At 63.6% G+C, this 12,985-nt stretch carries 11 protein-coding genes and 1 tRNA gene; 3 read left to right on the forward strand and 9 right to left on the reverse strand.

The annotated features are described in order from the left end of the window. Positions 1-57: 57 nt before the first annotated feature. Entirely contained in the window at positions 58-651 is a 594-nt protein-coding gene (locus tag PQR32_RS14755) for a DUF1439 domain-containing protein (protein ID WP_408227780.1), read from the reverse strand. Between the two features lie 93 nt (positions 652-744). Further along, entirely contained in the window at positions 745-1,080 is a 336-nt protein-coding gene (locus tag PQR32_RS14760; RefSeq protein ID WP_408227783.1) for a YkgJ family cysteine cluster protein, read from the reverse strand. A 223-nt stretch (positions 1,081-1,303) separates the two neighbouring features. Between PQR32_RS14760 and hemN the strand changes: the two genes are divergently transcribed. Next, positions 1,304-2,689 carry an oxygen-independent coproporphyrinogen III oxidase gene (gene hemN / locus PQR32_RS14765; protein ID WP_408227786.1) on the forward strand — a complete coding sequence of 462 codons (1,386 nt, stop codon included), beginning with the start codon at positions 1,304-1,306 and terminating at the stop codon, positions 2,687-2,689. Positions 2,690-2,795: 106 nt separating this feature from the next. Beyond that, a tRNA-Leu gene (locus PQR32_RS14770) sits at positions 2,796-2,880 on the forward strand. 101 nt (positions 2,881-2,981) lie between these two features. On the opposite strand, the gene PQR32_RS14775 is transcribed toward PQR32_RS14770, so the two are convergent. Beyond that, positions 2,982-4,421 (reverse strand): amino acid permease, encoded by a 1,440-nt coding sequence (locus PQR32_RS14775; protein ID WP_408228237.1) that lies wholly within the window; start codon positions 4,419-4,421, stop codon positions 2,982-2,984. Between the two features lie 214 nt (positions 4,422-4,635). Between PQR32_RS14775 and PQR32_RS14780 the strand changes: the two genes are divergently transcribed. Further along, positions 4,636-5,613: an alpha/beta fold hydrolase gene (locus tag PQR32_RS14780; protein ID WP_408227789.1), complete on the forward strand. Its 978-nt coding sequence runs from the start codon at positions 4,636-4,638 to the stop codon at positions 5,611-5,613. Positions 5,614-5,685: 72 nt separating this feature from the next. Here PQR32_RS14780 and poxB read toward each other — a convergent pair whose 3' ends face one another. The 6 genes from poxB to gsiB all read right to left on the reverse strand — a co-directional run bounded on the left by poxB (position 5,686) and on the right by gsiB (position 12,970). Further along, positions 5,686-7,410, reverse strand: coding sequence for a ubiquinone-dependent pyruvate dehydrogenase (poxB, locus tag PQR32_RS14785; protein WP_408227792.1), 1,725 nt, complete (start codon positions 7,408-7,410; stop codon positions 5,686-5,688). Positions 7,411-7,547: 137 nt separating this feature from the next. Further along, positions 7,548-8,381 (reverse strand): M55 family metallopeptidase, encoded by an 834-nt coding sequence (locus tag PQR32_RS14790; RefSeq protein WP_408227795.1) that lies wholly within the window; start codon positions 8,379-8,381, stop codon positions 7,548-7,550. Continuing rightward, positions 8,381-9,466, reverse strand: coding sequence for a DmpA family aminopeptidase (locus PQR32_RS14795; protein ID WP_408227798.1), 1,086 nt, complete (start codon positions 9,464-9,466; stop codon positions 8,381-8,383). The genes PQR32_RS14790 and PQR32_RS14795 overlap by 1 nt, the downstream gene beginning before the upstream one ends. Continuing rightward, entirely contained in the window at positions 9,463-10,368 is a 906-nt protein-coding gene (gene gsiD / locus PQR32_RS14800) for a glutathione ABC transporter permease GsiD (RefSeq protein ID WP_408227801.1), read from the reverse strand. The genes PQR32_RS14795 and gsiD overlap by 4 nt, the downstream gene beginning before the upstream one ends. Before the next feature lie 7 nt (positions 10,369-10,375). Continuing rightward, the gene (gene gsiC, locus PQR32_RS14805; protein WP_408227804.1) at positions 10,376-11,296 is read right to left on the reverse strand and encodes a glutathione ABC transporter permease GsiC; all 921 of its coding nucleotides are present in this window, start codon (positions 11,294-11,296) and stop codon (positions 10,376-10,378) included. A 111-nt stretch (positions 11,297-11,407) separates the two neighbouring features. Then, entirely contained in the window at positions 11,408-12,970 is a 1,563-nt protein-coding gene (gsiB, locus tag PQR32_RS14810) for a glutathione ABC transporter substrate-binding protein GsiB (RefSeq protein WP_408227807.1), read from the reverse strand. Positions 12,971-12,985 lie beyond the last annotated feature (15 nt).

The raw sequence follows: 12,985 nt of genomic DNA on the forward strand, positions 1-12,985 counted from the left end.
AGGCGCAACGACAGGGCCGGCACGTAAAGCGCGCGGCCCTGCCGGCCGCGCGCCGCGTCATTTTTCGACGATTTGCACGCGTATGCCGTTTGTAAGGATGGTGATTGTACCGGGTTCGTAATTCACTCCGGCAAATTGCAGTTGTTCGGGCTTGAAGGTGTAGATCGGATAGTTGGTCAGCAACTGCGTGGCGAGCACTGCCGCCGCGGCGTTGATCTGCTGCGTGTAGGCCTGCGCCTGCCCGCTCACACTGACATTGTCGACGTTCGGCGACTTGAGCACGACCGATTTGCTGGCGGCGTCGTAGGCCAGTTCGCTCGAGAGCGTAAACACGCCGTCGACCGGCTGCGGCATGAAGGGACTCACGAGGCGTGCATCGAGCTTCACCGAGACGCGGTTCACGTCCGGCAGCAATCCGACCACCGGATGGGTCAGCGCGACATCGAACACTTGCGAGACCGTGCGCTGATACGGGAATTTACGCTGCACCGCGTCCTGCACCTGCTGCTGCGAGAACGTGTAGTGCGAAGGGATGAACGGAAAAGTCGACGTCGCGCAGGCCGCGAGCGAAACGGTAATGCCGAGCGCGCTACAGCCTGTCAGCGCAGCAAGCAGGAAGCGGCGCCGGGCCGGCGCAGCGGGTCGAGTCATGCGAAATCTCCTGTGGAAACCTGATCGGGCATGCGATTGCGTTGTTTGTTTTCGGCTCGTGGTTTGCGGTTTGCGGCGATTCGCTTGCGCGCGTTAGCAGCGAGCCACCGGTTGCGCGTGCGGTTGAGTTTGCATTTCAAGCTGCGTGAGCCACGCGAGCGCCTCGCCGCGGTTCGTGCCGCACATTTCCATCTGCGGTTGCAGACCGGAACAGCACGCCGGCCGCTCCGGCTGACCGAAGATCGCGCAGCGCAGATCGTCGCCGAGCTGCGCGCAACGTACGCCCGCCGGCTTGCCGTTCGGCATGCCCGGAATCGGACTCGAAATCGACGGCGCAATACAGCACGCGCCGCAATCGGGGCGGCACGCGTGACCCGCCACTTGGAACGGAGACTCGCGCTTCACGGCGCTGTTCGGCACATCACTCACGACATTTTTCCTGGACCCGAAAACGGGCAACGCATTATCAGACCCGCATTGTGCCACCGCATTCCGTGCGACCTTTTTACGCAATCGGGCGAAAGGTCACTCGCGTAAACTCGAAAGATCTTAAAGGCCAAACGCAAGAGGCGTCCGCGCGGGCCGATCCGGTCGCGCGAACCGCGGCGGTCCCCTCTTCCCCGATGGCCGCCAGCCAGCCTTCGAGTCCTTCATGTCCATCGCCAACACGCTGTTCCGCCCCGACCTGCTCGCCAAATACAGCGCGAACGGCCCACGGTATACGTCCTATCCGACCGCACTGCAGTTCCGCGACGATTTCGATCCCGCCGACTATTTTCGCGCTGCCGCCGACACGGGCGCGTCGGCCACGGAACTCTCGCTGTATTTCCACATTCCGTTTTGCGACACCGTGTGCTTCTACTGCGGTTGCAATAAGGTCGCCACGAAAAATCGCGCCCATGCGCGTCCGTACCTCGATCGATTGAAACGCGAAATGGCTTTGCAGGCGGCATGTTTCGACACGCGGCGTCCGGTGTCGCAATTGCATTGGGGCGGCGGCACGCCGACCTTTTTGTCGCACGACGAAACGGCCGAGCTGATGGCCGCCACGCGCGAGCACTTCACGCTGCTGCCCGATGCCGAAGCCGAATATTCGATCGAAGTCGATCCGCGCGAAGCATCCCCCGAGACCATCGCGCATTTGCGCAAGCTGGGGTTCAACCGGCTGAGCCTCGGCGTGCAGGACTTCGATCCGCTCGTGCAGCAGGCGATCAACCGCATTCAGCCGCTCGAGATGACCGCCTCGGTGATGCAGGCCGCGCGCGACACCGGCTTTCACTCGATCGGTGTCGATCTGATTTACGGGCTGCCGCATCAAACGGTCGAGAGCTTCAGCCGTACGCTCGACACGATGCTCGCGCTCGCGCCCGATCGTCTCTCGGTGTTTGCCTATGCGCACATGCCGCAGCTCTTCAAGATGCAACGTCAGATGGACCCTGCCATGCTGCCTTCACCTGAAGTGCGACTCGCGATCCTGCAGCGAGTAGTCGAACGTCTGACGGGCGCGGGCTATGTGTACATCGGCATGGATCACTTCGCGCTGCCCACCGACGAACTCGCGCGCGCGCAAGCGCAGCGAACCTTGCACCGCAATTTCCAGGGCTATAGCACGCGGGCGGAATGCGATCTGATCGGCTTCGGCGCGTCGTCGATCGGCAAGGTCGGCGACGTGTACGCGCAGAACGTCAAGGATCTGCCGGGCTATGCCGCGGCGATCGATGCGGGCAAGCTTGCGCTCACACGCGGCGTGCGCCTTTCCGCCGACGACCGTCTGCGCCGCGACGTGATCACGCAACTGATGTGCAACCTGGAATTGCGCTTCGACGAGTTCGAAGCGGCTTATGGCATCCGCTTCGCCGAGACATTCGAGCCGGAGCTGAAGCGTTTGCGCGGCTTCGAGCAGGACGGCCTGGTGTCGCTCGAAGCGGACAAGCTCGAAGTGCGGCTGGCCGGACGCATGCTGGTGCGCAACATTGCGATGGTGTTCGATCGCTACCTCGGACAGCACACCCGCGAACGATTTTCCCGCACAGTTTGAAGGCCTTGAAGCGGGTGAAAGCAACCGGCTTGCCCGTCGTCCAATTTTCGGCCATAATCTGCGTCTTCGCCGCGCGCCAGCTTCCGACGCGTGCGCTGCAAGACCTGCCCAGGTGGTGAAATTGGTAGACGCAGGGGACTCAAAATCCCCCGCCGCAAGGCGTGCCGGTTCGATTCCGGCCCTGGGCACCAAAGAATTCGAAGTACCGCCGTTTCAGCATTTCCTCGAACCCCGCCAGCGCATGCTGCTTGCGGGGTTTGTTGTTTCTGGCCCGCCTAAAACCTCAGCGCCCTCAAAACGGCGTGAGCGCAAATATCGCGTCCCACGCCATTCGAGATGACTTAGCGCCCCACCACCCGCGTCCCACCCTGCACTGCACAGCCGCGCGTCGGCGCTTGAATACATACCCGCCCCACATCACCACCAGCCACGCCGGCACGAGCCACACCGACACCGACAGACCCGGCGTCATCGCCAGAATCACGAGGATCAGCGCCATGAACGCAAGGCAGATCCAGTTACTGACCGGGAACCAGAACGACTTGAACACGAGCGTCTCGCCCGCCGCGACCATCGCCTTGCGCGACTTCAGATGCGTCAGGCTGATCAACGCCCAGTTGAGCACCAGCGCCGCTACCACCAACGCCATCAGCAAGCCGAGCGCTTCGGCCGGAATCAGGTAATTGACGATCACACACGTGAATGTGGCGAGCGCCGACAACCCGATCGCCATATACGGCACGCCGCGCCGGTCGACCTTCATCAGCGCGCGCGGCGCATTGCCCTGCTCCGCGAGGCCGTACAGCATGCGGCTGTTCGCATACACGCCGCTGTTGTACACCGACAGCGCCGCGGTCAACACCACCACGTTGAGGACGTTCGCGGTCAGCGTCGAACCGATCTGCGAGAAGATCATCACGAACGGACTGCCGCCGGCCGCCACTTCATTCCACGGATACAACGACAGCAACACCGCCAGCGAGCAGATGTAGAAAATCAGAATCCGGTAGATCACCTGATTCACGGCCTTCGGAATGCTCTTCTGCGGCTCGTCGGCTTCCGCCGCCGTAATGCCGATCAACTCCAGTCCGCCGAATGAAAACATGATGACCGCGAGCATCATGAACAGACCATGAAACCCGTGCGGGAAAAAGCCGCCATGGGCCCAAAGATTCGAGATCGAAGCTTGCGGCCCGCCGTGGCCGCTGATCAGCAGATAGCCGCCGAACACGATCATGCCGATCACCGCCACGACCTTGATGATCGCGAACCAGAACTCTGTTTCGCCGTAGGCTTTGACGTTCGCGAGATTGATCGCGTTGATCAAAGCGAAGCACACCAGCGCCGACACCCACGTCGGCACGCCGGGCCACCAGTAATGCACATAGGTGCCGACGGCGGTCAACTCAGCCATACTCACGAGCACGTACAGCACCCAGTAGTTCCAGCCAGACAGAAAGCCGGGAAAGTCGCCCCAATATTTGTACGCGAAGTGGCTGAACGAACCCGCCACCGGCTCCTGTGCCACCATTTCGCCCAATTGCCGCATGATCATGAAGGCGATGATGCCGCCGATCGCGTAGCCGAGAATCATCGACGGTCCGGCTGCCTGCAACACGCTGGCGGAGCCGAGAAACAAGCCGGTGCCGATCGCGCCGCCCAGCGCGATCAGCTGGATATGGCGATTCTTGAGCCCGCGCTTCAGGCCGTCTTGCTGCTGTGCACTATTCAACATTGCGCCCCAGTGTATGGATATCGATCACCCGACCGGACTTGTGGTCCGGCCCGGCAGAACCTGAAATTTTACCGTGGCCGATAAAGCCTAAATACTGGGAGCAACCCGCGCTTGGTTCTGCGCCGCACTTAACGGCGAGGATAGTGATTGTCACTGGCGCAGGGCTTCTGTATGTTGCCCTAGTCGAGCTTTCAGCCTTCGGAGATTCAACATGTCGCCCAAACGTTTGCTTTGCGCCGCTGCTTTGTGTCTCTGCTTCACGGGGGCCGCCGCGCTCGCTCAAACCACCGCGCCCGCCGCGACGCCCGCGCCTGCGCCCACCATGGCGCCGAGCATGGCGCCCGCGCCCGAGCCGGCCGACGAGTCAGGCACGGAGGCAAGCGCGCCCGAAGCGCCGGCGCCGGCGCCGGCACCCATGGCACCGAGCATGGCGCCTGCCGCGCCGCCTGCCAAGGCCGCCGCCGCGCCGCCGCCCGCCGCGCCCATGACCGGCCCGGTGCGCAACGTCGTGCTGGTGCACGGCGCGTTCGTCGACGGATCGAGCTGGAACGGCGTGGTCGCCAAATTGCAGCAGAAGGGCTATCACGTGAGCTCGGTGCAGAATCCGCTCACCTCCCTCGCCGACGATGTCGCCGCGACCCGCCGCGTCCTCGCGCGTCAGAACGGCCCGACCATTCTGGTGGGGCATTCGTGGGGCGGCGTCGTGATTACCGAGGCGGGCGCGAACGCGCCGAACGTCGCCGGCCTCGTGTATGTCGCGGCGATCGCGCCGGACCTGCACGAGTCGACCATGGATCTGATGAAGCGCGCCGCGCCGGCGCCCGCGGGCGAGGGCATCATGAAGGATTCGAGCGGCTTCCTCTGGCTCGATCGCACGAAATACCACGCCGACTTCGCCGCGGATGTCCCCGAGAATCTGACGCGCGTGCTGGCCACCGCGCAGGTGCCGATCGCCGCGAGCGCCTTCAATGAAACGGTCAGCCAGGTCGCCTGGAAGGAAAAACCGTCGTGGTATGTGCTCACGACGCGGGACCGGGCCGTGTCGCCGGAAGTGGAAAAATTCATGGCCGACCGGATGGGCGCCAAGATCGTGCCAATGGCGTCGAGCCACCTGGCGCCCGTGTCGCACGCGGGCGCGATCGCCGATGTGATCGATCGCGCCGCGCGCGAATTGAGCCGGCAGCAGTAGTCCCGTTCAGGCGTATGCGCGAATGCCATCGCGCATACGCCGGTGCAACCCGCCCATACGCTTCAACCCGATTCAACGCAGATTGGTCGTCGCCAGTTCGACGACCTCGTCGCCGCGGCCGTTCAGCACAGCCCGCAGCATATACAGGCTGAAGCCCTTGGCCTGCGCCCACTGGATCTTCGGCGGCATCGCGAGTTCGTGCTTCGCGGTCACCACGTCGATCACCGCCGGACCCGGATGCGCGAATGCCTCGCGCAATGCCGGTTCGATATTCTCCGACAGTTCGATTCGGACACCGTAGATTCCCGCGCCGCGCGCGATCGCCGAGAAGTCGGTCGTGGCCAGATCGGTGCCGGCCTCGAGATAACCTCCCGCCTTCATCTCCATCGCGACGAAGCCAAGCGTGCTGTTGTTGAACACCACGACCTTGATCGGCAGATTGAGCTGACGCGCGGTGAGCAGGTCGCCGAGCAGCATCGACAGGCCGCCGTCGCCCGATAGCGAAATCACCTGGCGGCCCGGCTCCGCTGCCTGCGCGCCCAAGGCCTGCGGCATCGCGTTCGCCATCGAGCCGTGATTGAACGAGCCGTGCAGCGTGCGCTTGCCATTCATGGTCAGATAACGCGCTGCCCAGAGCGTCGGCGTGCCGACGTCGACGGAGAACACCGCGTCTTCGTTCGCAACTTTGTCGACGATGCTGGTGAGGTATTGCGGATGGATGGCGCGCCCCGGATCGGACGGCCGCGCGAGGTCGTCGAGGTCCTTGCGCGCGTTCGCGTAGTGCTTGCGCGCATTCTCGAGGAAGCGCCGGTCGGTCTTGCGCTTGAGCCTCGGCGTCAGCGCCTGCAACGTCGCCTTCACATCGCCGACCAGACCGAGCTTCAACGGCGCGCGCTTGCCGAGTGCCGAGCCGCGCCGGTCGATCTGCACCACGTTGCCGTGCGATGGATAGAAATTGCGATACGGGAAATCGGTGCCGAGCATCACGAGTGTGTCGCACGACATCATCGCGTGATAGCCGGAGCTGAAGCCGATCAGCCCGGTCATGCCGACATCGAACGGGTTGTCCCACTCCACGTATTGTTTGCCGCGCAGCGCATGCACGGTCGGCGCGGCGAGTTGATCGGCGAAGGCGACCACTTCATCGTGCGCGCCTGCGCAACCGCTGCCGCACAGCAGCGTCACGCCGCCCGCCTGGTTGAGCAGATCGGCGAGCCGGTCGAGATCCGCGTCGGACGGCACCACCGTGGAACGCTCCAGCGTGCCGGCCCACGCCGGCGTTTCCTCGGGCGCATCGCCCAACGCGACATCGCCCGGCAGCACGATCACGGCAACGCCGCGCTCTTCGATCGCGGTGCGCATGGCGCGCGCCAGCACGCGCGGAAACTGCGACGGATTCGTCACCAACTCGACGTAATGACTGCACTCCTTGAACAGCTCTTGCGGATGGGTTTCCTGAAAGTAGCCAAGGCCGATTTCCGAGGACGGAATATGCGCGGCAATCGCGAGCACAGGCTGATGGTTGCGATGACAGTCATACAGACCGTTGATCAGGTGCAGATTGCCGGGACCACAACTGCCCGCGCAGACGGCGAGCTTGCCGGTCGCGGCAGCATCGGCGCCGGCCGCGAAGGCGGCTACTTCTTCGTGGCGCGTGTGCATCCAGCGAATCGAACCGAGGCGTTGCAAGCTATCCGACAGGCCGTTCAGGCTGTCGCCCGTCACGCCCCAGATTCGCTCGATGTCCGCCGCCGCCAGTGTTTTGGCCAGATAATCCGCGATAGTCTGCTTACCCATGCTGTACTCCGCTCAGTGAGAAAGACGCTGCCTCCGGAATGCAGGAGAGTAACGCTTCCTCACGAAACGTGCCGTCACGGCGCCGCTGTAAGCGTGGTGAAATGGCCGCGCATGGAAGACGGCCCGTTGCCGCGCGATCAGCGCAGCATGAACGACATCGCCGACAGGCAATTCAGCATGCGCACCGCATGCTCCGCCGACGCCGCGCTAAAGCGCAGCGTGACCGCATCGACGCGCGTGAGCGTCGGCCATTGGCAGAACAGATCGGCGAGCGCACTGGTTTGCACGCGCAGTTCGCATTCCACGGGCTTCGCTTCGACGCGTGTGGATTCTCGTGCGCGTCCTTTGGCGAGATGCTGCTGAATCACCTCACGCGCAGCGGTTTCGATTGCAGCGCGCGCGTTCGCCGGCGATTGCGTGACACCGCTCGCATGCCCCGTCGCGCTCTTGGTGACGACAAATCGCGCGCCCGGAAAACGCGGCGCGGTTTCTTCGGCGAAGACGTCGTCGCCGGATAAAAGCGCGACCTGTGCACCATATTCTTCCGCCAGCGCGCCATACACGCCCGCCTCGCCGACCTCGACGCCATTCAGCAACACGCGTGCGAAGGCAAAGCTGTTGATGGTATGCGCGAGGATGCCGCGCGTTTGTGACATCGCGTGATAGCCGATCATGAAGACCAGCGTCGCGCCGTATTCGAGCCCGGCCATCATGCCGAGCGTGCGCGGTTTGCCGAGCACCACCTGGGCGCGCTCGTCGAGCAGGTCGGGCAGCAGATTGCGAAAGCCGCCGTGAGAGTCGTTGACCCATACCTGCGTCGCGCCGCCGGCGAAGGCGCCTTCGATCGCGGCGTTGGCATCGAGCGTCATCCAGCGGCGCGCCGCTTCGTATTCGCCGTTGCCCGCGCGCGTTTGCTCAGGATGAAACACACCGGCAATGCCTTCGATGTCGGTGGAAATGAGGACTTTCATCAGGGAGTGGGTTTGAGTAGTTGGGCGAGATCGGGGACGCTGTCACGCAGCGATAGACGTCGATGGCCGTCGCGCCCAGTCACGGACGCAGCGCTCCACAACGCATCGAGAATCGCCTGCTCGACGCTGTCTGCGCATGCGCGAAAGAGCGGGTCCAGACGCTCGTCGGCGACGAGCGGCGGGAGCGCGATGAAGTCGGCGCCACACGGCACGGTATAGGCCGTCGAAAACGCGAGTGCGATATCGCCGCTGCCGTGGCCGTACACCGAGCCGGTGCGCGCGAGACCCGCCGCCGCGCGCAATGACAGACGCTTGAGCTGGCGCGCGTCGAGCGGCGCGTCGGTGGCGACGATCATGATGATCGAGCCTTGTTCGGGTTTTGTCGCCGGCGCTGTCGCCGCTTTGGCCGCTTTGGCTGCACGTTCGGCCAGCACACGGCCGAGCGGCGCGCCGTCGATGGTCAGCATCGGCAGGCGTCCGAAGTTCGCCAGCACGAGTGCGCCGACGGTATAGCTACGGCTCGCTACGCTCACCACGCGCGACGCATTGCCGATGCCGCCCTTCAGATCGAAACACGACATGCCCCGGCCCGCGCCCACCGATCCACTTGCGACATCCGCGCTGGCGGCTGCATACGCATCGTCGAAATGCTGCGCGGTGACGGCCAGTGCCTGGATATCGTTCAGATACCCGTCATTGCATTCGAACACCAATGGATTGACAGTCGACCACTCGCGCCCAATCTGCGGATTCGCGCGCACGGCCGCGCGAATCTGCGCCTGCGCGACGGCGGCAACGCCGAACGTATTGGTCAACGCGATCGGCGTCTCCAGCGTGCCGAGTTCCTCGACTTGCACGAGCCCGATGCTCTTGCCAAACCCGTTGATCATCGACGCCGCCGCCGGCACCTTCGCGAGAAACGGATCGCCGTCATGCGGACGAATCACGGTCACGCCGGTTTGCACGGCACCCTGATCGAGCGTGCAATGTCCGATCGTCACGCCCTGCACATCGGCAATCGTGCCGAGCGAGCCCGCCGGCAACGTGCCGATATGCGGAGCCTTTTGAAACTCAGTCGAATTCATGGCCGGTCGAGCTTCGGATCGAGCGCATCGCGCAAACCGTCTCCGAGCAGGTTGAACGCCAGCACGGTCAGGAAGATCGCCAGACTCGGAAACAGCGCGATATGCGGCGCCGTGACCATGTCGGCACGCGCTTCATTGAGCATGGCGCCCCACTCCGGCATCGGCGGTTGCGCGCCGAGCCCGAGAAACGACAAACTCGCCGCGGTGATGATCGAGGTGCCGATACGCATCGTGAAGTACACCACCACCGACGAAATCGTCCCCGGCAGAATGTGCCGCACGATGATCGTCCAATCCGACGCGCCGATGCTGCGCGCCGCCTCGATATACGTGAGCTGCTTGAGCATCAGCGTATTGCCGCGCACGAGCCGTGCGAACGCCGGAATGCTGAAAATCGCGACCGCGCAGATCACGTTGATCATGCCGTTGCCGAGAATCGCCACCACGCCGATGGCCAGCAGAATGCCGGGAAAGGCGAACAGCACGTCGGCGACGCGCATCGTGATGCGATCCCACCAGCCTTCATAGTAGCCGGCCAGCAAGCCGAAAAACGTGCCGATCACCGCGCCGATTGCAACGGACAGAAAGCCCGCTTCGAGCGAAATACGCGAGCCCGCCAGAATGCGGCTGAAAATATCGCGGCCCAGCGAATCCACGCCGAACCAGTGCGCCGCGGACGGCCCGGCATTCAACGCGTCGTAGTCGAAGAAATTCTCCGGATCGTACGGCACGATATGCGGCGCGGCGATCGCGACCGCAATCAATAGCAGCACGAAGATGCCGGCGCCGAGCGCCACGTGCTGCTTACGGAATTTGCGCCAGAACTCGCTCCACGGCGTGCGGATCGCGCGTTCTGCTTTGGCGGCTTGCGCCGCGGTCGGCTCGGTGGCGGTCGTGCTCATGCGGGCCTCACTTGAAACGAATGGTCGGGTTGATCACGGCGTATAGCACGTCCACGACCAGATTGATGATGATGAATTCCAGCGAGAACAGCAGTACTTCAGCCTGAATCACCGGATAGTCGCGCATCGACACCGCGTCCACCAGCAGGCGCCCGAGGCCCGGCCAGTTGAACACCACTTCGACCACGATCGATCCGCCCAGCAGAAAGCCGAACTGGAGACCCATCATCGTGATGACGGGAATCATCGCGTTGCGCAGACAGTGTTTAACGATCACGAGGCGTTCGGGCACGCCCTTGGCGCGCGCGGTCCGCACGAAGTCTTCGTTCATCACTTCGACGAACGACGCGCGGGTGAAGCGCGCCATCACCGCCGCGACGGCCGCGCCGAGCGTGAGCGACGGCAACACGTAGCTCTGCCACGAACCATCGCCAACGATAGGCAGCCAGCCGAGCTTCACCGAAAAAATCTCCATCAGCAGCATGCCGAGCGCGAATGCGGGAAACGAAATGCCCGATACCGCGAGCGTCATGCCGAGCCGGTCGGGCCAGCGGTTGCGCCACACGGCCGAGACGATGCCGATGCCCATGCCCAGCACGACCGCCCACACCATGCTGGCGAGCGTGAGCAGCAGCGTTGGCATGAACCGCTCGCCGATTTCCTCGCTGACCGGGCGCTTGCTGCGCGTCGAGATGCCGAAGTCGCCGTGCGCGATCTTCATGAAGAAGCTGGCGAATTGCTGCGGCATCGGCTTGTTCAGGCCGAGGTCGGCGCGCACCAAAGCGACCGTCGCCTCGTCCGCTTCGGGACCGGCGGCGAGCCGCGCAGGATCGCCCGGCAACAGATGCACGAACAGGAACACCAGCACGGCGACGATGAAGAGCGTCGGCAGCAGGCCAAAGAGACGTTTGACGAGGAAGTTCAGCATGACATCCAATCCGGCAATGATGCGGGCAACGAAAGATCTTGTGCGGCGGCAAGGCGACCGTGCAGTGCGGCGTGCCAATGAAACGACACGCCGGCGCGCACGGTCAGCTCATTACTTGATCGCGATCTCGTCGAAATTGAACGAACCGTCCGGCGCGACATAAGCACCCGACAGACGCTTGCTGCGCGCGTACACCACCTTCTCCTTGACGAGGAAGATCCACGGGGCATCGGCCCAGATGCGTTTTTGTGCGTCGGTGTAGAGCTCGGCTTTCTTCGCACGGTCGGTGGTTTCGAGCGCCTGCTTCAGATCGCTGTCAACGGTGTCGTTCTTGTAGTACGCCGTGTTGACCATCTTCGGCGGGAACGAGACCGATGCGAGCAGCGGCGTGATCGCCCAATCGGCTTCGCCCGTCGACGACGACCAGCCCGCGTAGTACATACGGACCGGCGCCGTCGCGGCGTCCTGCGCACTTTCCACCTTGGCGACGCGTTGACCCGCCTCGAGCGCTTCGACCTGCGCCTTGATGCCCACTTGCGCGAGTTGCTGCTGCACGAACTGGATCACCTTCTGCGCGGTCGAGTAGTTATAAGCGGACCACAGCGTGGTTTCGAAACCGTTCGGATAACCCGCTTCCTTCAGCAACGCGCGCGCCTTGGCCGGATCGTACGGCCACGGACCCTGCTTCACCGCGTAGTCGACGCCTTGCGGCACCACGCCGTCGGCCGGCGTCGCGTAACCGGCGAACACGACCTTGGTGAGTGCGTCCTTGTTGACCGCGTAGTTCAGCGCTTCACGCACCTTCGGATTGTCGAACGGCTTCTGGTTCACATTCAGGCTGATATAGCGCTGAATAATCGATGGCGACGCGATCAGATCGACCTTCGGGCTCGACTGCAATTGCGCCGCCTGTTCGAAGGGCACCTGGAACGCGAAATCCGCTTCGCCGGTCCGCATCAACGCGGCGCGCGTGTTGTTGTCGACCACCGGCTTCCAGTCGATCGCGTCGACCTTCGGGTAGCCCTTCTTCCAGTAGCCGGCGAACTTCTTCACCGTCAGATCGCCCGCCGGATCCCACTTCACCAGTTCGAACGGACCCGTGCCGACCGGATGGAACGCGATGTCCTTGCCGTACTTCTTCAGCGCGTCCGGCGAAATCATCACCGCCGACGGATGCGCCAGCACATTGACGAACGCCGAGAACGGCGCCTTCAGCGTGATCTTCACCGTGTACGGATCGACCACTTCGGTCTTCTCGATGCGGTTGAACATGTTGTAGCGCTTGAGCTTGTTCGCCGGATCGGTGACGCGGTCGAAGTTCGCCTTTACCGCGGCGGCGTTGAAGTCGGTGCCGTCCTGGAACTTCACGCCGTGGCGCAGCTTGAACGTGTAGACCTTCGCATCCGGGCTGGCTTCGTAGCTATCGGCCAGCACGTTGACCAGCTTCATGTCCTTGTCGAAGCCGAACAACCCCTGATAGAACGACTTGGCGACGGCTTGCGAGAGCGTGTCGTTGGCATCGTACGGATCGAGCGTCGTGAAGGTCGAGGCGACGGCCATCACGGCCGTGGTGTCGGCGTGCGCCGCATTGCCCGCGAGCATCGCGAACACCACCGCGCCGCCGCTGACCAGCGCGCGCAAACGAAACGGAGAAGACGGGACCAGCAGGTTCATGAGGTTGGCTCCAGG

Origin of the sequence: Paraburkholderia dipogonis (assembly GCF_046027395.1) — a bacterium.
Classification (GTDB): domain Bacteria; phylum Pseudomonadota; class Gammaproteobacteria; order Burkholderiales; family Burkholderiaceae; genus Paraburkholderia; species Paraburkholderia dipogonis_A.